Origin of the sequence: Ruegeria sp. SCP10 (assembly GCF_040329495.1) — a bacterium.
Lineage (GTDB): Bacteria > Pseudomonadota > Alphaproteobacteria > Rhodobacterales > Rhodobacteraceae > Ruegeria.
Genome location: NZ_JBDZYF010000001.1, coordinates 561,293 through 584,117 on the forward strand (window position 1 = coordinate 561,293; position 22,825 = coordinate 584,117).

At 56.8% G+C, this 22,825-nt stretch carries 20 protein-coding genes; 16 read left to right on the forward strand and 4 right to left on the reverse strand.

Annotated elements, in window-relative coordinates:
• Positions 1–179: 179 nt before the first annotated feature.
• Both ABLN87_RS02855 and ABLN87_RS02860 read right to left on the reverse strand, forming a co-directional pair.
• Entirely contained in the window at positions 180–2,447 is a 2,268-nt protein-coding gene (locus tag ABLN87_RS02855) for a mechanosensitive ion channel family protein (RefSeq protein ID WP_353007373.1), read from the reverse strand.
• A gap of 278 nt (positions 2,448–2,725) precedes the next feature.
• Complete coding sequence (locus ABLN87_RS02860) at positions 2,726–3,634, reverse strand: LysR family transcriptional regulator (RefSeq protein ID WP_353007375.1); 909 nt, start codon at positions 3,632–3,634, stop codon at positions 2,726–2,728.
• Positions 3,635–3,803: 169 nt separating this feature from the next.
• On the opposite strand from ABLN87_RS02860, the gene ABLN87_RS02865 reads away from it, so the two are divergent.
• From ABLN87_RS02865 to ABLN87_RS02910, 10 genes are all read left to right on the forward strand, one after another.
• A complete protein-coding gene (locus tag ABLN87_RS02865; protein WP_353007377.1) occupies positions 3,804–7,223 on the forward strand; it encodes an indolepyruvate ferredoxin oxidoreductase family protein in 3,420 nt (1,139 codons plus the stop codon).
• A gap of 78 nt (positions 7,224–7,301) precedes the next feature.
• Positions 7,302–8,180 (forward strand): lysophospholipid acyltransferase family protein, encoded by an 879-nt coding sequence (locus tag ABLN87_RS02870; RefSeq protein WP_170536929.1) that lies wholly within the window; start codon positions 7,302–7,304, stop codon positions 8,178–8,180.
• A gap of 8 nt (positions 8,181–8,188) precedes the next feature.
• Entirely contained in the window at positions 8,189–8,998 is an 810-nt protein-coding gene (locus ABLN87_RS02875; protein WP_353007381.1) for a glutamate racemase, read from the forward strand.
• Between the two features lie 94 nt (positions 8,999–9,092).
• Positions 9,093–10,121, forward strand: coding sequence for an N-acetyl-gamma-glutamyl-phosphate reductase (argC, locus tag ABLN87_RS02880; protein ID WP_353007384.1), 1,029 nt, complete (start codon positions 9,093–9,095; stop codon positions 10,119–10,121).
• Between the two features lie 7 nt (positions 10,122–10,128).
• The gene (gene ccmE / locus ABLN87_RS02885; RefSeq protein ID WP_353007387.1) at positions 10,129–10,575 is read left to right on the forward strand and encodes a cytochrome c maturation protein CcmE; all 447 of its coding nucleotides are present in this window, start codon (positions 10,129–10,131) and stop codon (positions 10,573–10,575) included.
• A gap of 149 nt (positions 10,576–10,724) precedes the next feature.
• Positions 10,725–11,336, forward strand: coding sequence for a holin-associated N-acetylmuramidase (locus ABLN87_RS02890; protein WP_353008371.1), 612 nt, complete (start codon positions 10,725–10,727; stop codon positions 11,334–11,336).
• The gene (locus ABLN87_RS02895) at positions 11,327–11,905 is read left to right on the forward strand and encodes a holin family protein (protein ID WP_353007390.1); all 579 of its coding nucleotides are present in this window, start codon (positions 11,327–11,329) and stop codon (positions 11,903–11,905) included. The genes ABLN87_RS02890 and ABLN87_RS02895 overlap by 10 nt, the downstream gene beginning before the upstream one ends.
• 75 nt (positions 11,906–11,980) lie before the next feature.
• On the forward strand, positions 11,981–13,945 hold the full coding sequence (locus ABLN87_RS02900) for a heme lyase CcmF/NrfE family subunit (protein WP_353007393.1): 1,965 nt from the start codon (positions 11,981–11,983) through the stop codon (positions 13,943–13,945).
• Positions 13,942–14,397, forward strand: a complete 456-nt coding sequence (locus ABLN87_RS02905; RefSeq protein ID WP_353007396.1) for a cytochrome c-type biogenesis protein — start codon at positions 13,942–13,944, stop codon at positions 14,395–14,397. Before ABLN87_RS02900 ends, ABLN87_RS02905 begins: the two co-directional genes overlap by 4 nt.
• Before the next feature lie 73 nt (positions 14,398–14,470).
• Positions 14,471–15,247 carry an enoyl-CoA hydratase-related protein gene (locus ABLN87_RS02910; protein WP_353007399.1) on the forward strand — a complete coding sequence of 259 codons (777 nt, stop codon included), beginning with the start codon at positions 14,471–14,473 and terminating at the stop codon, positions 15,245–15,247.
• 6 nt (positions 15,248–15,253) lie between these two features.
• Here the strand turns inward: ABLN87_RS02910 and bmt are convergent, their stop codons facing one another.
• Both bmt and ABLN87_RS02920 read right to left on the reverse strand, forming a co-directional pair.
• A complete protein-coding gene (bmt, locus tag ABLN87_RS02915; RefSeq protein ID WP_353007402.1) occupies positions 15,254–16,267 on the reverse strand; it encodes a betaine--homocysteine S-methyltransferase in 1,014 nt (337 codons plus the stop codon).
• A gap of 124 nt (positions 16,268–16,391) precedes the next feature.
• On the reverse strand, positions 16,392–16,712 hold the full coding sequence (locus tag ABLN87_RS02920) for a DUF1476 domain-containing protein (RefSeq protein WP_353007404.1): 321 nt from the start codon (positions 16,710–16,712) through the stop codon (positions 16,392–16,394).
• Between the two features lie 186 nt (positions 16,713–16,898).
• Here ABLN87_RS02920 and purC point away from each other — a divergent pair, with 186 nt between their 5' ends.
• The 6 genes from purC to ABLN87_RS02950 all read left to right on the forward strand — a co-directional run bounded on the left by purC (position 16,899) and on the right by ABLN87_RS02950 (position 22,662).
• A complete protein-coding gene (gene purC, locus ABLN87_RS02925; protein ID WP_353008372.1) occupies positions 16,899–17,654 on the forward strand; it encodes a phosphoribosylaminoimidazolesuccinocarboxamide synthase in 756 nt (251 codons plus the stop codon).
• 142 nt (positions 17,655–17,796) lie between these two features.
• Positions 17,797–18,462 (forward strand): MarC family protein, encoded by a 666-nt coding sequence (locus ABLN87_RS02930; protein ID WP_353007406.1) that lies wholly within the window; start codon positions 17,797–17,799, stop codon positions 18,460–18,462.
• Positions 18,463–18,576: 114 nt separating this feature from the next.
• On the forward strand, positions 18,577–18,807 hold the full coding sequence (gene purS / locus ABLN87_RS02935; RefSeq protein ID WP_117872765.1) for a phosphoribosylformylglycinamidine synthase subunit PurS: 231 nt from the start codon (positions 18,577–18,579) through the stop codon (positions 18,805–18,807).
• Between the two features lie 25 nt (positions 18,808–18,832).
• Positions 18,833–19,501, forward strand: coding sequence for a phosphoribosylformylglycinamidine synthase subunit PurQ (gene purQ, locus ABLN87_RS02940; protein ID WP_353007408.1), 669 nt, complete (start codon positions 18,833–18,835; stop codon positions 19,499–19,501).
• Positions 19,502–19,537: 36 nt separating this feature from the next.
• Positions 19,538–21,316: a sensor histidine kinase gene (locus ABLN87_RS02945; RefSeq protein ID WP_353007410.1), complete on the forward strand. Its 1,779-nt coding sequence runs from the start codon at positions 19,538–19,540 to the stop codon at positions 21,314–21,316.
• A gap of 11 nt (positions 21,317–21,327) precedes the next feature.
• Complete coding sequence (locus ABLN87_RS02950) at positions 21,328–22,662, forward strand: sigma-54-dependent transcriptional regulator (RefSeq protein ID WP_353007413.1); 1,335 nt, start codon at positions 21,328–21,330, stop codon at positions 22,660–22,662.
• Positions 22,663–22,825: the final 163 nt, after the last annotated feature.

Sequence of the window (22,825 nt, forward strand, 5' to 3'; positions counted from 1 at the left end):
CCGTCCCCGAGATGGCAATGTCTGGCGCCTTTTAGGGGAAGCAGCCGCCGGGGGGAAGAGGAAAGGCGGCTCTGCCAATTGAGGCAGGGTTTTGAGTGTGTGTGCGATGTCTGCTGAAAAAAGGGGCCGCCTCATGGCGACCCCGATTTTGATTCTTGGACTACTCTATGATCTTCAGCTTATTTAGGCTGATCTTTCTGTTGCTGGGCCTGCTGAGCAACAGCTCCTGCCGCTGCGCCAATAGCAGTCTTTTGCTCGCCAGACAGGTCATCATTCTCATCCAGCCCGGGGATCGCAACGCGCACCTCGCGGCGGGCAAAGTCGATACCGTTTTCCTTGAACGACGCCTTGACCCGGTTGAAAATCTCCTTGCGCAGTGTGAACTGCTTGCCCGGCTTGGCCATGAACTTGCCGCGGATGATCATGCCGACGTCGTCAAAATCAAAGACGCCTTGCGACTTGAATGGTTGCAGGAAACCATCCTTGTGGGTCTCGTCTTCCATCATCTCGGCGCCGATCTTCTTGAAGATCTTTTTAACCTTGTTGGGATCGGTGTCGAAAGGCACGGTGAATTTCAGCTTCATGATGACCCAGTCGCGGCTGTAGTTGGTCAGTTTCTGAATCTCACCATAGGGAATAGTGTGTACCGGCCCGCGGTGGTGGCGCAGCTGCATCGAGCGGATCGAGATTTTCTCGACCGTACCGGTGGTGCCACCAACGTCGACATACTCACCCACACGGAAAGCGTCGTCGATCAGGAAGAAAATCCCGCCGACGATGTCGGAAACCAATTTCTGAGCGCCGAAACCGATGGCGAGACCCAGGATACCAGCACCGGCCAAAAGCGGTGTGATATCCAGCCCCAAGGCCCCCAACGCCAGAAGGGCGAAGATGACCGCAATTGCAACCTGTGCAGTCACGCGCAGCAGCGGCAGAACGGTCGCCAGACGAGAGCCGCCCGCGCCACCACCTTCACCGGCCTCTTCGTCAGGGCTCTGCTCGGATGCGGTCATCTCTTTCGCCAAGCGGCGGTTGATCCAAAGCGAGACAACCTCGTTCAAGATGTAGCCTACCGCGATGATAATAAAGAACTGGATGACACGACTGCCTTCTTCCCCACCGCCACCAGCGATTTCGCTGAGGTTCAGGTTCCAGGCGCGGGCGATCATTAGGATCACGAAAATTACTGCCACAACTCGACCAATCCGAATGTAGCTGCGCTTCGTAGATTTATACGCTTGTTCCGCTACAGGTCCATCGCCTAGCATTGGTGGTTGAAGGTGGCGGACCAAGCCCCTGATCAATGTGTCGAGCGCCGGAGCGATCAACAACCAGAACATGGTCGTGAAATGAGCACCTTGTAGCAAGATAACTCGGATCGCCGGATCGCGCTGAGCAGCAAGGAATTCCACCAGAAGCCAAATCACCGCCGATACACCAATTGCGAAGTAAGGGTAGTAGTGGGCGATTTCCTGGTCAAACTTGGTGTGATCAGGGTCAGTACCCAGCATCATCTGAGATAAGCCTTCGCGCGCTTTCCATGCGATCAAACCAATGTAGATGTGGATGCCTGCATTGAGCCAGAAACCGATACGTGTTTCACCACCTGTTACTCCGTTCAGGCCGTTGAAATGCAGCAGGAACAAGGTAAAGCCCACGAGGATCAGAAGGCCAATCAAATTGCGATGCAAGTATTTCGCCCAATGGTCGTCGATATTTACCAGCCGGAATTCCGCTTTGTTTGGCGCAAGAACGAACCGCGATGCCGCGGCGCCAAGGCGTGGAACCCAGATCAAATAGAATACAAACGGCGCGGCGTAGGTTATTTGCTCGGTCGTCAGAAGCCCGCGACCAACGGCCCGAATGACGACATAAAAGACAACGAGCCCGGCGATCTCCTTGCAGAACCGAACAAAGAGATAACTCACCGCTCCCCTAAGATCGTTCTCATCCGCAACTTCTGCATTGGGTTGCCACTTTCTCGTGAGCAGGCCGAACAGTTTTTCAGCCACGAACCCGACAACCAGAACGCTGAAGACGAGAGCTATCAATAGTAGAGCACCATTGCCGCCGAACTTTTTGACAAAGTTCTCGACGGCGTGGGCCTGGGCGCTGAACAAATTCGGAATCGTGACAATAACATGAGTCCAAGACGCGACCATTTCGGCCCAAATCTCGTTGATTTCGGTGATTGGGTCATCTCGCTCTTCAGCGTCGGCTGCGTTTTTCTCAGCAACGGCGTCTAGACGTTCGAGTAGGATCGACCTGACTTGGTCATCTGACATACGTGCAACGAGATCATCCACTTGTTCCGGCGTAAGGTCTTCCGGAATTGTCACGCTGGTCGACGTATCGCTCGAAGTGGTCCCTGCTACCTGCGCATGAAGCGGCAGGGTTAGGAACATGACAGATACCAGCGCCAAAATCAGGCGAAGTGGGTGGAGCATGAATTATCCCTCGACCTTAGAAATTCGATCATTTTTCCGTGATCTTAGAGCGCACCCGCCTGTTTTCCCAGACTTATTCGCGCGTTGAGGGATGCAATTGGCGGAAAACCAAAAAAAAGGCCGAGCACTAAGCTCGGCCGTAGTCCAACAGGGAGGTATGAAGATGATGAGCGTTTCAGCATCACCGCCTTCGAGAGTTCATTTAGGTGGCAGTTTGTGAACGTTCAAGGAATAACGGCCTGTAGATTGGTCATGTCCGATATGCTGTCAGCGCATATCTAAAGTTTACCCATTCTTTTCATTTGCTTACGCTGTTCAATGATTTCATCTTGGACAAAATCACGGAATGCTGCGACGCGTTTGGAATGCCGCAATTCTTCCGGATATGCCAAATAGACGGGGACATCAGCAGTTTCGATATCGGACAGAACCGGCAGCAAATGCGGGAAGTCCTGGGTCACGTAATCAGGTAGAACACCAATTCCCAGATTATGCAAAACCCCCTGAAGCACACCAAAGTAGTTGTTCACAGTCAAAAGTGACCTCGGATTGTAGGTCATCAGGTGCTGCACCATCGAGGCACTAGCACCCACCTGGGGGGCCGCGGGCGTTTGACAGATCAGGCGATGATCCTTGATGTCCTCCAGCGCATTCAACATCCCGCCATGTGTTTCGATGTATTCCTGTGTTGCATAAAGCATCATCTGAACGGTCATAAGGCGTTTGCGTACCAGATCAGCTTGGCTGGGCTCTTTCATGCGAATGGCCACGTCCGCTTCGCGCATGGGCAAGTCCAGTACACGTTCTTCCAACATGAGGTCGATGTTCAGATCGGGGTATTCCTCGTAAAGCTTGGGTAGGCGCGGGGCGAGCCACAATGTGCCAAAGCCAAAGGTCGTGGTAACGCGCAAAACGCCAAACACTTCTTCTTCACTGTCGCGGATACGGGCAGCTGCTGTATCAAGACGTTTGGACATGGCGGAGGTGGCGTCGAACAGCAACTCACCCTGTTCGGTCAGGATCAGGCCGCGGGCATGGCGGTGAAACAGGGTTGCGTCGAGTGATTCTTCCAAAGCGCGGATTTGTCGGCTCACGGCGGATTGAGACAAATTGAGCTTGTCGCCCGCATGGGTCAGGCTGCCCGCGTCCGCAACTGCGTGAAATATTCTAAGCTTGTCCCAATCCATCGCCGCAACTTTCGTTATCCTCGGGAAGACCTATATGAAATAGGTAACAAGTTCCACAAACAAACCACGAAATGCTTAGGTTTCAGTGGATAAACTCTATACAGGTCAGCAATTATGACCTAATATGCGCGAAGATAAAGCACACTGATCTGACGAAGGGAGACGTCTGATGAGTCAGCCACAAATTTCGCTGAATGACCGGTTCGATCTTGAGAAATCACCTGTTCTATTGAACGGGACGCAGGCGCTTGTGCGGCTGATGTTGATGCAGAAGGCACGCGACCAGCATACGGGCCTAAATACAGCGGGTCTGGTGACAGGGTATCGTGGTTCGCCGCTCGGGGCGGTCGATCAGCAGATGATGCGCGCTCAAAAATATCTGACCCAGAGCGATGTAACTTTTCAATTCGGATTGAACGAGGATCTGGCCGCGACTGCGCTATGGGGCAGTCAGCAGGCGGGTCTGCGTGGCGATGGCAAATACGATGGGGTTTTTGGCCTTTGGTATGGCAAGGGTCCGGGCGTTGATCGGTCCGGCGACGTGATGCGCCATGCGAATATGGCGGGCACTGCACAGCATGGCGGTGTGCTGATGGCCATGGGCGACGACCACACGGGCGAAAGCTCGACCGTGTTGCACCAATCGGAATGGTCTCTGGTCGATATGTATATGCCGGTGGTCAGTCCGGCAGGCGTTCAGGAAATACTGGATTACGGCATCTATGGCTTTGCGCTTAGTCGCTTTGCCGGTGTCTGGGTCGGGTTGAAGACCATGAAAGACACGATCGAGGTTACCTCGGTTGTGGATGGCAGGCCGGATCGGATGCAACTGGTGATGCCTGAATTTGATATGCCGGAGGGTGGGTTGAACATCCGGCTGGGCGATACACCGCATCTGCAAGAGGCGCGGGTCATTGATTACAAACGCTTTGCGGCCGAGATGTTCTGCAGGGCCAACAAGCTGGACAAACGGGTTTGGGGCAAACCAGGTGCCAAGGTCGGGTTCGTCGCGGCAGGCAAAAACTGGCTGGACCTGACCCATGCGCTGTCGCTGCTGAATATCGATGAAGCCGAAGCTGAGCGTCTGGGCATCACGACCTACAAGATCGGTCAAACCTTCCCGCTGGATATGACCAGCTTCCATGAATGGGCCGAGGGGCTGGACCTGATTGTGATCGTTGAAGAAAAACGAAAACTTATCGAGGTTCAGGTCAAAGAGGCCATCTTTGACGATCGGCGTGGTCGTCGGGTCTATGGCTGGTACAAAGGTGGTGCGGGCGCGCTGCATCGGGAAGAATTGTTCCCGACCCGAGATGCGCTTGATCCGATCATGATTGCCGAGAAGCTGGGCGAGATTCTGATCGAAGAAGGCCGCGACACAGACGGGGTGCGCGCCGGTCTGTCAAAACTGTCCGAGGCGCGCCGGGCCGACAATGCACAGGAAATCGCAACGCGTCTGCCGTACTTCTGTTCGGGCTGTCCGCATAACAGCTCGACCAAAGTACCCGAAGGCAGCCGCGCCTATGCGGGCATCGGTTGCCACTACATGGTGCAGTGGATGGATCGAGAGACGACCGGTTTCACCCAGATGGGGGGTGAGGGCGCGAACTGGATCGGTGAAGCACCGTTTTCGACCACCAAACACGTGTTCCAGAACCTGGGCGATGGGACTTATAACCATTCGGGCGTTCAGGCGATCCGAGCGGCGCTGTCGGCGGGGACCAACATGACGTTCAAGATCCTGTTCAACGACGCGGTCGCTATGACCGGTGGGCAGGGGAACGAAGGTGATCTGACCGCCGAGCGGATCGTCGCTGAGGTAAAGGCCATGGGCGTTCAGCATGTCGCACTTGTCTATGACGAAAAGGAAGACGTGAACCTGAGCGCGTTGCCTGCGGGCGTGGAAAGCTTTGAACGCGCAGAGTTGATGAAGGTTCAAGACCGGTTCCGCGAGATCGAGGGTGTCTCGGTCATCGTCTATGTGCAGACCTGTGCTGCCGAGAAACGTCGCAGGCGGAAGCGAGGCGAATTCCCAGATCCGGACAAGCGCGTGTTTATCAACACCGATATCTGCGAGGGCTGCGGCGATTGTGGAGTGCAGTCGAACTGTGTTTCGATTGTACCGAAAGAGACCGAACTGGGCCGTAAACGGGCGATTGATCAATCCAGCTGTAACAAGGATTTCTCGTGCTTGAACGGGTTCTGCCCATCTTTCGTCACGCTGGAAGGTGCGAAAATCCGGAAAGAGGCAACGAAACAGCTTGATCTGCCTGATCTGCCTATGCCTGATCTGCCCGAGATCGACGGGACGCATAATGTCGTCATCACTGGTGTTGGCGGCACGGGTGTTGTCACGCTTGGGGCCGTCCTGGCGCAGGCTGCGCAAATCGACGGTAGAGGCGCCGGCATGATGGAGATGGCCGGTCTTGCCCAGAAAGGCGGCGCTGTGCATATCCATTGCCGTCTGGCCAACAGGCCCGAGGATATCAGTGCCATTCGTGTGGCCACTGGTGAGGCGCATGCGCTGATTGGCGGCGATCTAGTTGTCTCTGCCGGGGCCAAGACTTTGGGCCTGACACGGACGGGTCAAACCGGCGCCGTAGTGAACAATCACGAAACGGTGACAGGTGATTTCACCCGCGATACCGAGTTCCGTATCCCCAGCGATCAGTTGGAACTGGCGTTGCAGGCACGTCTGAAGGATGGGGTGAGCCTGTTTGACGCGACCGATCTGGCCAAAACCGTCATGGGGGATTCGATCTACTCAAATATGATGGTGTTCGGGGCCGCTTGGCAGCGGGGCATCTTGCCGGTTAGCCATTCGGCAATCTTGGCTGCGATCGAACTGAACGGCACAGCGGTCGAACGGAACAAACGCGCCTTTGATATCGGCCGTTGGGCGGTTCTGTTTCCGGCTGATGTTCAATCGATCCTGTCTCGGTCTGTTGCTGAGATGCCAAAGACTCTGGATCAAATGATCGATTTCAGGGCCCAGCATCTGACCGATTATAAATCGGCTCGTCTGGCTAAACGCTACCGCAAGCTGGTCGATGACATTCAGGATGAAACGGTGCGTGAAGCCGTTGCAAAAGGCTATCATAAGCTGTTGTCCTACAAGGATGAATATGAAGTTGCACGGTTGTTGCTGAGCAGTCGCGACAAGGCCACGGCAGAGTTTGACGGCGATTTCAAAATGACCTTCCACCTGGCTCCTCCGATCCTGGGCGGGACGGATGGCACTGGCAGACCCCGCAAACTTGCCTTTGGCGAATGGATGATGGGGCCACTGAAATTGTTGGCGCGGATGAAAACGCTGCGCGGCACGCCGCTGGATATCTTTGGCTATACAGCCGAACGACGGATGGAGCGTGCGCTGATCAAGCAATATGAAGATGATATGAAACAGGTTCTGCCTCTTCTGTCGCAGGACACGCACGACGCCATCGCCGCCCTAGCGCGTTTACCGCTGGAAATCCGAGGTTTCGGCCCTGTTTTGCTGGAAAATGAGGCCAAAGCCGCCAAACGGCGCGAAGAATTGCTGGCAAGCATCCGCAGCGGAGGCCCCGAACTGCGCGCTGCGGCGGAATGAGGCGTCACAAATCTGTCACAAGAGCTAGGCAAAAGTGCCGCTTAATTTATAGTGCAGGCGAAATACCGGAGATCTTAGATGCCCTCGCGTCGTCATGCTGTTCGTGACATTTCTTATGCCCATTCTGCCGAAACCAAGGGTGGCCGGATGGTCATCAAGCTTATGGAAAACACGACTGGTCGGATCCGTCTGATCAAACGTGCGGATGGGTACGAAAAAGACGTCGCCAGCGGGCGTGACTTCTGGGCCGTCATGGTTGAACGCTATGGTCTGACACTGGATGTCGTTGGCGGGGCGCTGTCGAACATCCCCAAAGACGGTCCACTGATCCTGATTGCCAACCATCCCTATGGCATCCTGGACGGGTTGATGATGGGTCACATGCTGTCCGAGATGCGCGGCGATTTTCGCATTTTGGCGCATCGGGTGTTTCGCAAAGCCGAAGAGCTGAACCGCATTATCCTGCCGATCTCGTTCGACGAGACGAAAGAGGCGATGAAGCTGAACCTCGAAACCCGCAAAACTGCGCTGAACTATCTGAGCGATGGCGGGGCGATAGGCATTTTCCCGGGCGGGACGGTGAGCACGGCAGTCAACCCGTTCGCCTATCCGATGGATCCGGGTTGGCGAGGGTTCACCGCGCGGATGGTGGCCAAATCAAATGCGACCGTAGTGCCGGTATTCTTTGACGGCCACACCTCGCGCCTGTTCCAGATCGCCAGTCATTTGCACAATACATTGCGCATGGGGCTTTTGATCAAAGAGTTCAAGAAACGCGTCGATACCCCGGTAAAAGTAGTGATTGGCGAGCCGATCGGGCGTGATGTTCTGGACCCGCTTGGCAAGGATACGCGCAAGATGATGGATTTCCTGCGCAAAGCCACGTATGAGCTGTCTCCGAAGCCGTTGAAGTCTTATGACTACGGCTATGAATTCGAGGAACGGCATCGCGCCTGAAGGGGCAAATGGCAGTAGGCATCTTTGATTCCGGTTTGGGCGGTCTGACCGTCTTGAACGCCGCGCAGAAACACCTGCCGGACGTTGATTTCTTGTATTATGCGGACAGTGCGCATGCGCCTTATGGCGTGCGCGATTCCGACGATATCTATCAGCTGACCCGTAAGGCCGTGCACGACCTGTGGGATCGCGGCTGCAATCTTGTGATTCTGGCCTGCAACACCGCAAGTGCGGCGGCGCTGCGGCGGATGCAGGAGGCCGGTGTGCCCGAGGGCAAGCGGGTTCTGGGCGTCTTTGTGCCCCTGATCGAGGCGCTGACAGAACGGCAATGGGGCGACAATTCACCCCCGCGTGAAGTGGCCGTCAAGCATGTGGCGCTGTTCGCAACACCAGCCACCGTATCCAGTCGCGCGTTTCAGCGGGAATTGGCGTTCCGGGCGATTGGTGTAGATGTCGAGGCGCAGGCCTGCGGCGGTGTGGTCGATGCCATCGAAGATGGCGATATGATCCTGGCCGAAGCGCTGGTGCGCAGCCATGTGGATGCGCTGAAGCGGAAGATGCCAGACCCTCAGGCCGCCATTCTGGGCTGTACACATTACCCGTTGATGGCCGAAACCTTTCAGGCGGCTTTGGGCCCGGATGTGCAAGTGTTCAGCCAGGGTGATCTGGTTGCCGAAAGCCTGGCGGACTATCTGCAGCGCCACCTGAATATGCTGGGCGAGGGCGCTGGCGGGTTCCTGACCACGGGTAAGCCGGGTTTTGTCAGCGACCGTGCGACCCAGTTCCTCCGACGACAAATCACGTTCGAGGCGGCCTGACCTAGGTCAAGGCGCATCCTTTCCGGAATTCTGAATATAAAGACCGTCACATCGGCGGTCACATCCCGTGACACATGAAAAGAAGAGGTCTGATATGACCCATAAAATCGCAATTCTGGGTGCCTCTGGATATACCGGCGCTGAACTGGTGCGGCTGATTGCAGAGCATTCGAATATGGACATCGTTGCCCTGGCCGCCGAGCGCAAAGCCGGGCTGTCTATGGCGCAGGTCTTCCCGCATCTGCGCCACATGGACCTGCCGGATCTGTGCAAGATCTCGGAAATCGATTTTTCTCAGATCGATCTGTGTTTCTGCGCCTTGCCGCATAAGACCAGTCAGGAGGTGATCCGGGAACTGCCAAAAAACCTGAAGATTATCGACTTGTCTGCAGATTTCCGGCTGCAGGACCCGGATGAGTATGAGAAATGGTATGGTAACCCACACAGCGCGTTGGAGCATCAGGAAGAAGCTATTTATGGACTGACCGAGTTCTATCGGGATGACATCCGCACTGCGCGGCTGGTTGCTGGCACGGGGTGCAACGCGGCAACCGGGCAATATGTGCTGCGGCCGCTGATTACTGCCGAAGTGATTGATCTGGATGATATCGTTCTGGACCTGAAATGCGCAGTGTCCGGGGCAGGGCGGTCGCTTAAGGAAAACCTGTTGCATGCTGAATTGAGCGAGGGCGCAAATGCCTATGCTGTCGGAGGCACGCATCGGCATCTGGGGGAGTTTGATCAGGAGTTTTCCAGACTTGCTGGCCGGACCGTGCATATACAGTTTACGCCCCACCTGATCCCGGCCAATCGGGGTATTCTGGCGACCAGCTACCTAAAGGGCGATCCGCTAAGCGTCTATGAAACGCTTGTGAAGGCCTATGCGGACGAGCCTTTCATCGAAGTGCTGCCAATGGGCGAGGCTCCATCGACCCACCATGTGCGCGGCTCGAATTTCTGCCATATCGGTGTGGTCGCTGATCGGATCGAGCGGCGTGCGATCGTGGTTGCGGCATTGGATAACCTGACAAAAGGTAGCAGTGGTCAGGCCTTGCAGAACGCCAATCTGATGTTAGGTGAGGACGAAACCAAAGGCCTGATAATGGCCCCGCTTTTCCCGTGAGGACGGTATGAAATCGCTCAAGAAACGTCGTCGGATACAGGTTATTCTGGTCGCGGTGGTTGCTTTGGCGGCCTCAACGGCGTTGATTGGGTGGGCCTTACAGGATGGGATCAATTTCTTCCGGTCGCCAAGCGAAGTGATCGCCGAGCCGCCCGAGCCTACGGAAGTTTTCCGGATTGGCGGCCTGGTCGCGGAAGGCTCGATCCAGCGTGGGCAGGGCGAGACTGTGCGCTTTGTCATCACCGATGGTGGTGAAAGCGTGCCTGTGGCCTTCACCGGTGTATTGCCCGATCTGTTTTCGGAAAACCAGGGGATGGTTGGGACCGGGCGTTACGTGAACGGTGTGTTTGAAGCGACTGAAATCCTGGCCAAACATGACGAGACCTATATGCCGAAAGAAGTGATGGACGCGCTGAAAGAACAAGGCGTTTATCAAGAGCCCAGCGACAGTTGAACGCAGCGCTGCTCGTGCCTCCGGCGGAGGTATTGTTGAACAGAAGAACAGGGGGCGTTGCGCGCAAGGGCGAGCAGCGCCCTGTGTTGTTTGAGGATATTAAGCTTACTGACGGACCGTTTCACCTGACAGAGCATTCGGGGGACGACATGCAGACGGTTCGGGATATAGCGACAGAGATTGTAGCGCGCGAAGGTGGATTTGTGGATGATCCGGATGATCCCGGTGGTGCGACGAATTACGGTGTGACCATTCACACCATGCGGCGCTTGGGACTTGATCTGACGGGTGACGGGCAGATTGACACACGCGACGTGAGGGCGCTGAGCAAGCAACAAGCAATCGATATCTTTGTACGGCATTACTTTGAAAAACCTCGGATTTCAGAGTTGCCCGTGGTACTGCACGCGTCGGTTTTTGACATGTATGTCAATGCGGGCAGCCAGGCCGTGAAAATCCTGCAGCGTTTGTTGCGCGAAATGGGGTTTGACGTCGCAGTGGACGGCGTGATCGGTCCGCAGACCACGCGCGTCTGCGCGCAGGCGGCCCTGCCGGGGGAGTTAGCCTTGCGCGATGCATATGGGGTGGCGCGACGGAATTACTATTTTCGTTTGGCCGATCGCAGGCCTGCCTCGCGCAAATATGCGCGTAGCCGTGCGGGAGGCAAAGGGGGGTGGATCAAACGCGCCGAGGAGTTCCTTTCTTCGAAGTACCACCTGAGCGAAGCGCAGTTTCAGGAAAGGGTCGCAGCATGGGGCTGATATCGGGCATTCTGGGTTTTCTGTTTGGTGGCGGGCGCAATGTTGTGCGTGAAACGGCAGAGGTTTTTCGGGAAAACGCCGAAGAGGGTGCGCAACGGGCATTGACGGTTCAAAGCCAGGCGATGGCGCAGTTCGGGGCAGAGTTTCAGGTGCCGCGCAAGGGCAGTTTTGACCGATTTATGGATGGTTTGAACCGTTTGCCCCGCCCAGCGCTGGCGTTGGGGACGTTGGGCTTGTTTGTGGCTGCAATGATTGATCCTTTGTGGTTTGCGGCCCGGATGCAGGGCATTGCGCTGGTGCCGGAACCGCTATGGTGGCTTTTGGGTGTGATCGTTTCGTTCTATTTCGGAGCGCGCCATCAGGCCAAGGCGCAGGAGTTGCAGCGTGAGATTTCGGATACGATGATGCGTGCACCCAAGGTGCTGGCCAATCTGCGCAGCCTGGCTCAGATGCGCAGTGACAGCCCAGGCATTGCTGATCCGGGTCCGGATGCGGGTTTGCAGATTGAGGTCGCACAAGCGGATGAGAATCCGGCCTTGACCGAATGGAAACGGCTGAGGCACGCCTGAGCCGCGACACTATGTTCGGAAGAATTGGGCGAAAGTGATTGGCGCAGCACGTAGCTGAGCGATATATCCTGAGGCATGATTACAGAGCTTGGTCACTTCACCCTCATCCTCGCCTTTATGATTGCCATCGTTCAAAGCGTGGTCCCCCTGATCGGGGCCGCGAAACGCTGGACCGGATGGATGGTCTTTGCCGAACCTGCGGCGATCTCTCAATTTCTGCTGACGGCGTTTTCCTTTGGGGCGCTGGTCTGGGCATTCACAACCTCGGACTTCTCGCTTCGGATCGTGGTGGAGAACAGTCATTCGGCGAAACCGATGATCTATAAGATCAGCGGAACCTGGGGCAACCACGAAGGATCTATGCTGTTATGGGTTCTGATCGTGACCTTGTTCGGGGCCATGGCGGCGCTGTTTGGCGGCGGGCTACCACCTACCTTGAAAGCGCGTGTTCTGGCGGTTCAATCGGCCGTCGCCGTAGCGTTTTTTGCGTTTATTCTGTTTACATCGAACCCATTTGATCGGCTGGCAATTGCGCCATTTGATGGGCGTGATCTAAACCCGCTGCTGCAGGACCCCGGCTTGGCGTTTCACCCGCCGTTTCTGTATCTGGGATATGTGGGCCTGAGCATGTCGTTCAGTTTTGCCGTTGCAGCACTGATCGAAGGTCGGGTTGATGCGGCCTGGGGTCGGTGGGTTCGGCCGTGGACACTGGCGGCCTGGGTGTTTCTGACGATTGGTATCGCACTTGGGTCCTGGTGGGCCTATTACGAGCTTGGCTGGGGCGGGTTCTGGTTCTGGGACCCGGTTGAAAACGCCTCGTTCATGCCCTGGTTGCTGGCGGCAGCATTGTTGCATTCGGCCATCGTTGTTGAAAAACGTGAGGCGTTGAAAAGCTGGACCATTCTTCTGGCGATCATCGCCTTCGGATTCTCGCTGATTGGAACATTCATTGTCCGCTCGGGGCTTCTGACATCGGTCCACGCCTTTGCCACCGACCCGGAGCGGGGTGTGTTCATTCTGATGATTCTGGTCTTTTTCACCGGCGGTGCGCTGACCCTGTTCGCGGCCCGCGCCCAGACGATGGAGGCCAAGGGTGTTTTTGGCGTCGTCAGCCGCGAAAGCGCGCTGGTGGTAAACAATGTCCTGCTGGCGGTCAGCTGTTTCGTGGTCTTCGTGGGAACGATGTGGCCAATGGTCGCCGAGATGATGTTTGACCGGACGCTCTCGGTCGGGCCGCCGTTTTTCAACTTTGCCTTCACTCCCTTCATGGTGCTGCTGGGGCTAGTTCTGCCAATCGGTGCATTGCTCCCTTGGAAGCGCGGCAGACTTGGAAAAACCGCATGGTCTTTGCGCTATGCGTTCCTGCTGGCGCTGGCTTTGGCGCTGCTGGTTTGGGCCATGCAGACAGGCCGCAGCGCGCTGGGGCCTGTGGGGTTGTTTCTTGGGGTCTGGATCACCTGCGGCGCAATCATCGATCTTTGGAGCCGCACGGGCCGAGAGGGCAGCCTCAGGCGCTTGTTCCGCCTGCCCGGTGCGGATTGGGGTAAGGCGATTGCCCATACCGGTTTGGGTGTCACGATCTTTGCGATTGCTGGCCTGACCGCGTGGGAGGTTGAAGACATCCGTGTTGCCCAGCCCGGAGCACCTTTTGAAGTTGGACAGTTCACCCTGACGCTGGAAGATGTGCGGCGTGTTCAAGGGCCGAACTATTTCTCGACCATGGCCGATATCTCGGTCGAGACAAACGGTCGGTCCTTGGGAATGCTGCATCCTGAAAAGCGGGATTATCCGGTTGCACGTATGCCCACGACCGAAGCCGCGATTGACTATCGCATTTGGCGAGACCTCTATGTGGTGATCGGGGACCAACAGGCCGATGGGGGTTGGGTGGTGCGGACCTATATCAAACCTTTCGCCAACTGGATTTGGGCAGGATGTATCTTGATGGCGTTGGGTGGCGTTTTCAGCCTGTGCGATCGGCGCTTTCGGGTGGCTGCTGGCGCACGTAAGACGCCTGCGTCCGGGGTGCCTGCGGAATGAAACGCCTGATACTGATCCTAATTCTGTGGGCTGCCCCGGCATATACTGTCCAGCCCGATGAAGTTCTTGATGATCCGGTTCTTGAACAGCGGGCACGTGATCTGAGCGCCGAATTGCGGTGTCTGGTCTGCCGGAACGAAAGCATTGATGAAAGCAACGCGGATCTGGCTCGCGATCTGCGTCTTTTGGTCCGCGAGCGTCTGGTTGCCGGAGATACTGACGAAGAAGCGATGGCCTTTATCGTCGACCGATATGGTGAATACGTGCTTCTTAGGCCGCAAATTTCAGGCGCCAACCTAGTGCTGTGGCTTGCAGGGCCGTTCATGTTGTTGGCTGCAGCGGGCATGGGATGGGCGTTTGTCCGCAATCGGTCAAGGGCTCAAGCAGTTGAGGCTGATGATACGCTCAGCGATGAAGAAAAAGAGCGGCTGCGCAAGATTCTCGACGGCTGACGTTCGGTTCCACTTTCCCTTGTTGTTCGAATAGGTCAGGGTTCGCAAAACCTGGCGCGAGGGGAGGCTTTACATGAATTACGAAACGATCCTGTTGGATATCACTGACGGTCTGGCCGTTCTGACATTCAACCGCCCGGACAAAATGAACGCACTGACCACTCAGATGCGGGCAGAGATCACCCATGCGATGAAAGAGGCTGCTCGCAATGCGCGCTGCGTGGTGCTGACAGGGGCTGGACCGGCTTTTTGCTCGGGTCAGGATCTTGGCGACGCCTCATCAACCGGAAAAATCGACCTGGAGCGGTCCTTGCGCGACGAATATGAACCGATGCTCGAAGCGATCCACGATTGCCCGGTGCCAACCATTGCAGCAGTAAACGGCGCGGCTGCGGGGGCAGGGGCAAACCTTGCCTTATGCGCCGATGTGGTGATCGCAAGTGAAAGCGCATACTTCCTGCAGGCCTTTGCCCGGATCGGCCTGTTGCCTGATGCTGGTGGCACCTGGTTCATGCCGCGCCAGATGGGTTTGGCCAAGGCCATGGGCGCAGCGCTTTTTGCCGAAAAGATCAGTGCCCGTCAGGCCGATGACTGGGGCCTGATCTGGGAAGCGGTCGCCGATGATGATTTCGCCGCGCATTGGCGCAAGCGCGCCGAGTATTTGGCGAATGGCCCAACGGCTGGCTTCGCGGCCATAAAAACGGCCCTGCGCGGTACATATGAAAACACGCTGACCCAGCAGCTCAAGACCGAGGCGAGCTTGCAAGGTGAATGCGGGCGCTCGCGTGACTTTGCCGAAGGTGTGGTGGCCTTTCTGGAGAAGCGCCCCGCCAAGTTCGAGGGGCGCTGAGCGCAATCAGGCCCGGCGGCGCCGACGCGTGCGCCGTTCCGGGGCCGCTTCCTCTCCAGTACCGTCCGAGGCCGACGAAAATGGCCCCAACGCATCGGTGATCTGATCCAGCGTCGGGCGTTCGGCCCTTGGGGTCGTATCCAACGCCTCGCGCATTTTCGCGACATGGGCAGGCATTGTGCCACAGCAACCGCCGATGATCTTTGCGCCCGCATCCCGCGCCATGACGGCGTACTGGGCCATCAGATCAGGCGTTCCGTCATACTTGATGCTGCCATCTACATATTTCGGGATGCCTGCATTCCCTTTGGACACCAGCGGGCGCTGAGTGCCCTGCGCTACAAATCCCAGAACGGTGCGCATAATATCCGATGAGCCGGTGCCGCAATTGGCCCCAAAGGCCAGTGGCGGGTTCTCAAAAGTTTCAACCAGCTGCGCCAGATCGGCGGAGGTTACGCCCATCATCGTGCGACCTGCAGTGTCAAAGCTCATGGTGCCGCACCATGGCATGTCGGCCAGTGCAAAGGCCTCGGCCGCCGCGCGAAATTCTTCTGGGGCGCTTATGGTTTCGACCCACAGGACATCTGCGCCGCCTTCTTTCAATGCGGCGGCCTGCTCGTGAAACATCTCGACCGCGTCGCTGTGCGACAGGCTGCCGACCGGTTCCATGATCTCGCCCGTTGGTCCGACAGAACCGGCCACAATAACGGTGCGCCCGGACGCATCGGCCACTTCGCGGCCAAGCTCGGCCCCGATCCGGTTCAACTCGGTCACGCGGTTCTGCGCATCATGCAGTTTCAAACGCGCCGCTGTTCCGCCGAATGTGTTGGTCAGGAACAGATCGCTGCCAGCATCGACCCAGCCCTGATACAAAGCCTTGATTTTTTCAGGTGAATCCACGTTCCAAAGCTCGGGCGCATCACCCGATTGCAGACCCATGTTGAACAGGTTGGTCCCCGTTGCACCATCGGCCAGAATTATGTCGGCGGTGTTTAGAAGGTCGGTGAGCGCATTTGTCATGAGAGAAGCCCGAAAATTGGCGCAAAGCGCCATTATGAATAACAGGCGCCCCGTGTCACATGACCGGGGCGTCGAATCAAATTCATAATACTCATGAACATCATGAGCGGTGCTGCAAAGAGACTTAGATGTCGGCCTCGGCCACCACTTGTTCTTTGGCTTCGACCAGAAGTTCCGCCATCTTTGCGCGAATTTTGGCTTCATCGGCAAGATCGCCCAAGTAGCCTTTGACCGCATTGACGACGTCATCTTCGTTGACGTGCTTCAGGTCGGTTTGAACCAGCTCCTGACCGTATTTGCGCGCCTGTTCTACGGTTTCGCCTTTCAGGGTCGAGGCCCAGACAGCCATGAACCGGTTGCGGCGCATACGGGCGATGAACTGCATTTTTTCGTCATGCGCAAATTTCGTTTCAAACGCATTTTCACGTTCGTCAAAGGTGGTCATGAGACAGGGACCTCTTGGGTTGCGATTACTCTGTTGATGATATGACCATACGGCAGCACGGGTGCAAGGGATTTGCGCTGTGTCAAAGTCTCGCTGCCTTGCAAACTTGCGGGGAAGGGGGGCATGGACTATGAGGGCGCCAACCGGCGGGACTCATTCCCACTGCTCAGACTGGAAAGGTCGCTTATGGCGCGTCGCAAGAAAATCTACGAAGGCAAAGCCAAGATTCTGTATGAAGGTCCTGAACCGGGGACAATCGTGCAGTATTTCAAGGATGACGCCACCGCGTTCAACGCGGAGAAGAAGGACGTGATCGACGGTAAGGGCGTTCTGAATAACCGCCTGTCTGAATTCTTCATGAATGGTCTGAACCAGATCGGTGTGCCGACCCATTTCATCCGTCGCCTGAATATGCGGGAACAGCTGGTGCGCAATTGCGAAATTGTGCCGCTGGAAATCATCGTGCGCAACTATGCTGCCGGGACCATGTCGAAGCGTCTTGGCATCGCCGAAGGCACGCAGCTGCCGCGCCCGATTGTCGAATATTGCTACAAAGACGATGCTCTGGGTGATCCTTTGGTCACCGAGGAACATATCGCCGCCTTTGGCTGGGCCAGCCAGCAGGATATGGAAGATATCCTTAGCCTTGCCCTCCGCGTGAACGATTTCATGAGCGGTGTCATGATGGCCGTTGGCATTCGACTGATCGACTTCAAGATCGAGATCGGCCGCGTCTTTGATGGTGACTATCAACGATTGATCGTCGCCGATGAGATCAGCCCCGACAGCTGCCGCCTGTGGGATATTGAAACAGGCCAGAAACTGGACAAAGACGTCTTCCGCCGCGATCTGGGCAATCTGACAGATGCCTATTCCGAGGTCGCGCGTCGTCTGGGCGTTCTTCCCCAAAGCAATGTGACCAAGCCGACGCTGATCAACTAAGCGATATTGGTCTGAATTCCATGAAGGCGCCGCTTATCCTTAGCGGCGCTTTTTCTGTTTCAGAACGTTTGACAGCTTATGCGTTCCTGATCATGTTTGGATGCAAGCAGCCAAATAGCTTGCGATCGGGGTGATCTAACGCATGACGGAATTGTTCGATCAGGCAGTTTTCCTGAAGTTCCTGGCCGCTGTGCTGGCAATTTTTAACCCGCTCTATAACATTCCGATCTTTCTGAGCATGACCAAGAACTGTTCTGCAGCGGAACGGCGTCATGTTGCGATTGTTGTTGCGATTTCTGTCACGATAATCGCGTTGGCCGCCGTGCTGACAGGCGAAAGAATCCTTGGGATTTTTGGAATAGATGTCCCGTCTTTCCGGATCGCGGGCGGTATCATCATTTTCGGAATAGGTATGTCGATGCTGAAGGCCGAGGATCGCACCCCTGGCGATCAGGCCGCCGTAGCGGACGGACATCAAAGAAAGCTGAACTTTGCTGTTGTTCCGCTGGCGATCCCTTTGACCATCGGACCCGGCACGATTGCAATTACCATTGTGTTTTCGCATCAGCTGTCTGACGGTAAGGAAATCCTGACGCTGGGTGCTGCCATATTGATTGCCTGTGCAATTGTCGGGTTGGGATTGTTGTTCGCAGACCAAATCTCGCGCCTTGTAGGCGAGACGATGATCAACGTTGTGACCCGTATCATGGCGATATTGTTAATGGCCGTTGCGGTCGAGATGGTTTTGACCGGCACATTCCATGCGATTGATGCGCATTATCCTGCATTGTCCAAGGGTGACGGCTAGGGCACCACCTGCGGCAAACTGCGGATCATACAGGGTTGTTCAACGCACCCAACCACGCTATCCCCCGCGCAACGGAATAGGGCCGACCTGCGGCCCCCAGGTGGAGTTGCGAAAATGAAAGCACGGGTGCATGTGATGCTCAAGAATGGGGTGCTTGACCCCCAGGGCGAGGCGGTGCGGCACGCACTAGGCGCCATGGGCTTTGATCAGGTCGAAGGCGTTCGGCAGGGCAAGGTGATCGATCTGGAGCTTGCAGACGGCGCGACCGAGGCGGATGTGACCGAGATGTGTGAAAAGCTGTTGGCTAATACGGTCATCGAGCGTTACGAGATCGAACTGGTCTGATCCAGGCTCATAAGGAGGGTTTGCCATGCGCGCTGCCGTTATCGTCTTTCCCGGATCGAATTGCGACCGGGATCTTGCTGTGGCTTTCAAGCAAGCCGGTTTTCAGGTCGATATGGTCTGGCACAAGGATGCGACGCTGCCTGACGGCGTTGATATCGTCGGTGTTCCGGGCGGATTCTCCTATGGCGACTATCTGCGCTGTGGAGCCATCGCGGCCCAGTCGCCGATCTGTCAGGCGGTGGTCGATCACACCAAACGCGGCGGGTATGCAATGGGGGTCTGTAACGGCTTCCAGATCCTGACCGAAACCGGAATTCTGCCGGGCGCATTGCTGCGAAATGCGGGCCTGAAATACATCTGCAAGACCGTGGGCCTGAAAGTTGAAACCAGCAGCAGCCCGTTCACCGAAGGCTACAACGCAGGTGACGTGATCGGAATCCCGATTGCCCATCATGACGGCAACTATTTCGCCGATGACGATACATTGTCCACGCTGCGGGACCAGGACCGCGTCGCGTTCACCTATACCGAGAATCCGAATGGCTCGGTCGGGGATATCGCGGGCATCCTGTCGGAAAATCGCCGCGTTCTCGGCATGATGCCGCATCCGGAACGGGCCGCGGATCAGGGGCATGGTGGCACCGACGGTACGGCATTGTTCCGCGCATTGTCGGGCGTCCTGTCGCCAGCGTGACTTGAGGTCAGATCATAGCGCGCGTACCTTCTGGGGATGAGTACAGAGGTTCGCACTGGCTGGTCCAAACTTCTACGACCCTTTCGCGGCGCGCCGCTTGGTTGGCGATTGCGACTGGCCGTTTTTGTCCTATTGGCCGCCACGGTTGTAACGGTCTGGACAACGAACCGTTTGCTGACGGATCGTTTTACCCAAGATACGCGAAATCGGGCCGAGCTCAGGCTGACACTCGACTCGGGCAACCTAGTCAGTGAGCTACGCCGCAATGCCATTGTGCCGCAATTGTTGGCACGCGATCCGACGCTGATTTCCGCCCTGCGCTCCAGCGACTATACGCTGTCGACCCAGCGCCTGATTTCATTTGTGGAAGAGATTGGCGCTGCGTCGCTGATGCTGCTTGACAGTGATGGGCGGTCAGTTGCCGCCACTGATCGCAACCGTTTGGGCGAGGCACATCGCAACGCGCCTTATTTCGTTGATGCGATACGGTCAAATTCGACGATTTTCTCGGTCATCCCGCGTGAGGCCGGTGGCTATAGTTTTGTCTATTCACGCCGTATCCAGGGCAACTCGGACATACTCGGCGTGATCGTGGTCGAGGTCGATCTGCAGAAGTTCGAAACTGCCTGGGCGCGGATTGCACATGCGGTGCTGGTCACTGACAGCGCTGGCAACATCATCCTGTCGACCGAACCACAATGGCGCGGGTTGGATGAAGAGGCGGCGATGCTGCGCCAACCACCGCTCAGCGCCATTCAACGCGCGATCCGCGTGACCACGGATTGGACCGCGCTGCCACCGGATGCCTATCTTCAGGGTGAGGCGGTGATGCGGATGGAAAAACGCATTCCGTTTCGCGGCTGGCAGATGACATCCTTCACCACATTCGAGTCGGTGCGCGAGCGGGTGAACAGCGTTTTGGCGCTCGAGATTATGGGATTTGCGATTCTTCTGGCGCTTGCCTTCTATGCGCTCAGCCGTCGGGCCACCTTGCGGATGACGCTTTTTCAGCGCGAGTCGGCAGAGCTTCGCGCATTGAACACAAGGCTACAGCGGGAAATTGCTGAGCGGGAACGGGTTGAAAAGACGCTGGATTTGGCCGAACAGACGCTTGCCCAAAGCTCGAAATTGGCGGCATTGGGAGAGATGTCAGCAGCGGTGAGTCACGAGTTGAATCAACCGCTGGCTGCAATGAAAACCTATCTGGCGGGTGCGCGGCTGCTGTTGCGCCGAAACCGGCCCGAGGAGGCATTGGCCAGCTTTGGCCGCATCGACGGTCTGATCGAGCGGATGGGCGCGATTACCCGGCAACTAAAATCCTATGCACGCAAGGGGGCGGATGCGTTTTCGCCCGTAAATCTAGGGGAGGCGCTGGCCTCGTCGCTGTCGATGATGGAGCCGCAGTTGCGGCAAAGACATGTTAAGATCACTCAGATTCTGCCCGAGGAGCCCGTGCTGGTGAACGGAGATCGGATGCGGATCGAACAGGTCATGGTCAACCTGTTGCGCAATGCTCTGGACGCCACCAAATCGGTGGCAGAGCCGGATGTGGAGATCATCCTGGCGGCGGGAGATATGGCGGTGCTGACCGTGCGCGACAATGGCTATGGGATCGATGACATCGAGAATCTGTTCGAGCCGTTCTATACTACCAAGCAGCCTGGCGATGGCGTCGGGCTGGGGCTTGCCATCTCGTCCGGGATCGTGAACGACCATGGCGGACGGCTGACTGCGCGCAACGGCCAGCACGGCGGCGCGGTGTTTGAAATGCAATTGCCCATCTTGGGCAGCGACGGCCTTGAGGCCGCAGAATAAAAGGGAAGACTATGGCCCAAGCCATGAAGATCGCCATTGTTGATGATGAACAGGACATGCGCCAGTCGATCAGCCAATGGCTGGCATTGTCAGGGTATGACACCGAAACCTTTGCCAGCGCTGAGGATGCGCTGAAGGTTCTGGGGCCAGAGTATCCGGGTATTGTGATCTCGGACATCAAGATGCCCGGCATGGACGGCATTCAATTGCTGAAGAAGCTGATGGGGGCAGACAGCACTCTACCGGTCATCATGATCACTGGCCATGGGGATGTCCCGATGGCGGTTGAGGCGATGCGCGTTGGCGCGTTCGATTTCCTTGAGAAACCCTTTAACCCGGACCGCATGTCGGAATTGGCTAAGCGGGCCAGCAATGCCCGCCGTCTGACCTTGGACAACCGAGCCCTGCGCCAAGAGCTATCGGGTGGTACGCAGATCATGAATAAGCTGATCGGCGCCAGCCCTGTGATGGAGCGTTTGCGCGAAGATATTCTGGATCTTGGTCAAGCCGATGGCCATGTGCTAATCGACGGTGAAACCGGGACGGGTAAGACCCTTGTTGCGCACGCTCTGCACGCGGTGGGCAGCCGGGCGGGCAAGAAATTCGTTCTGGTCTCCTGCGCGGCGCTGGAAGAAGAGGCTTTGTCCAAACGCCTGTTCGGGCCGATGATGCCCGAGGACGCGCAACTGCCCGCGATTGAAGAGGCGCGCGGTGGAACACTGGTTCTGGAAGACGTCGAAGCGCTGAGCGACACGCTGCAGGCGCGCCTGCTGAGCGTGATGAACGAACAGGGCACCCCGGCAGAAACGCGGATCGTTGCCATTTCGAACCTCCAGGAGGCCGGTAAGACCTCGGAAGATGTGCTGCGGCCTGATCTGTTCTATCGGCTGGCGGCCTTGCGTATCACCATGCCGCCACTGCGGCAGCGGGGCGAAGATATTCTAACGCTGTTCACGCGCCTGAGCGAGCAGTTTGCCGAGGAATACGGCTGCGAGGCACCGCAGGTCAGTGCGCAGGAAGCCGCACAATTGTTGCAGGCCCCGTGGCCGGGCAATGTACGTCAATTGATCAACATCGCCGAACGCGCCGTGCTGCAATCGCGGCGTGGGTCGGGCACGATTGCGTCATTGCTGATGTCGGATCACGAGGAAATGCAGCCGGTGATGACCACCGAAGGTAAGCCTTTGAAGGAATATGTCGAAGCGTTCGAGCGGATGCTGATCGACAACACCATGCGCCGCCACAAGGGGTCGATCGCGTCGGTAATGGAAGAGCTATGTCTGCCACGCCGGACGCTGAACGAGAAAATGGCGAAGTACGGGCTTCAACGGTCGGATTATTTGTGAGCAAGGGGAGGGGGGTCAGCCCCCTCTTGAGCCTTACTGCCCAATTCACCCTCCAGGTATTTGTAGCCAGATGAAGAGATCCTGCACAGCGTTTGTGTGCGGGATGCAGTTTGCCCATTGTGTTTTCCACAGGACTGCTTTTATTGTGTCCGGACGGGCCGGA

Excerpts from the sequence above, each read along its gene's own strand:
- purQ (WP_353007408.1), top strand. The coding sequence starts at position 18,833 with ATGCGCGCTGCCGTTATCGTCTTTCCCGGATCGAATTGCGACCGGGAT.
- argC (WP_353007384.1), top strand. The coding sequence starts at position 9,093 with ATGACCCATAAAATCGCAATTCTGGGTGCCTCTGGATATACCGGCGCT.
- ABLN87_RS02930 (WP_353007406.1), top strand. The coding sequence starts at position 17,797 with ATGACGGAATTGTTCGATCAGGCAGTTTTCCTGAAGTTCCTGGCCGCT.
- ABLN87_RS02910 (WP_353007399.1), top strand. The coding sequence starts at position 14,471 with ATGAATTACGAAACGATCCTGTTGGATATCACTGACGGTCTGGCCGTT.
- ABLN87_RS02860 (WP_353007375.1), bottom strand. The coding sequence starts at position 3,634 with ATGGATTGGGACAAGCTTAGAATATTTCACGCAGTTGCGGACGCGGGC.
- ccmE (WP_353007387.1), top strand. The coding sequence starts at position 10,129 with ATGAAATCGCTCAAGAAACGTCGTCGGATACAGGTTATTCTGGTCGCG.
- ABLN87_RS02890 (WP_353008371.1), top strand. The coding sequence starts at position 10,725 with ATGCAGACGGTTCGGGATATAGCGACAGAGATTGTAGCGCGCGAAGGT.
- ABLN87_RS02945 (WP_353007410.1), top strand. The coding sequence starts at position 19,538 with ATGAGTACAGAGGTTCGCACTGGCTGGTCCAAACTTCTACGACCCTTT.
- ABLN87_RS02950 (WP_353007413.1), top strand. The coding sequence starts at position 21,328 with ATGGCCCAAGCCATGAAGATCGCCATTGTTGATGATGAACAGGACATG.
- bmt (WP_353007402.1), bottom strand. The coding sequence starts at position 16,267 with ATGACAAATGCGCTCACCGACCTTCTAAACACCGCCGACATAATTCTG.
- purS (WP_117872765.1), top strand. The coding sequence starts at position 18,577 with ATGAAAGCACGGGTGCATGTGATGCTCAAGAATGGGGTGCTTGACCCC.
- ABLN87_RS02855 (WP_353007373.1), bottom strand. The coding sequence starts at position 2,447 with ATGCTCCACCCACTTCGCCTGATTTTGGCGCTGGTATCTGTCATGTTC.
- ABLN87_RS02870 (WP_170536929.1), top strand. The coding sequence starts at position 7,302 with ATGCCCTCGCGTCGTCATGCTGTTCGTGACATTTCTTATGCCCATTCT.
- ABLN87_RS02895 (WP_353007390.1), top strand. The coding sequence starts at position 11,327 with ATGGGGCTGATATCGGGCATTCTGGGTTTTCTGTTTGGTGGCGGGCGC.
- ABLN87_RS02920 (WP_353007404.1), bottom strand. The coding sequence starts at position 16,712 with ATGACCACCTTTGACGAACGTGAAAATGCGTTTGAAACGAAATTTGCG.
- ABLN87_RS02865 (WP_353007377.1), top strand. The coding sequence starts at position 3,804 with ATGAGTCAGCCACAAATTTCGCTGAATGACCGGTTCGATCTTGAGAAA.
- ABLN87_RS02900 (WP_353007393.1), top strand. The coding sequence starts at position 11,981 with ATGATTACAGAGCTTGGTCACTTCACCCTCATCCTCGCCTTTATGATT.
- ABLN87_RS02905 (WP_353007396.1), top strand. The coding sequence starts at position 13,942 with ATGAAACGCCTGATACTGATCCTAATTCTGTGGGCTGCCCCGGCATAT.
- ABLN87_RS02875 (WP_353007381.1), top strand. The coding sequence starts at position 8,189 with ATGGCAGTAGGCATCTTTGATTCCGGTTTGGGCGGTCTGACCGTCTTG.
- purC (WP_353008372.1), top strand. The coding sequence starts at position 16,899 with ATGGCGCGTCGCAAGAAAATCTACGAAGGCAAAGCCAAGATTCTGTAT.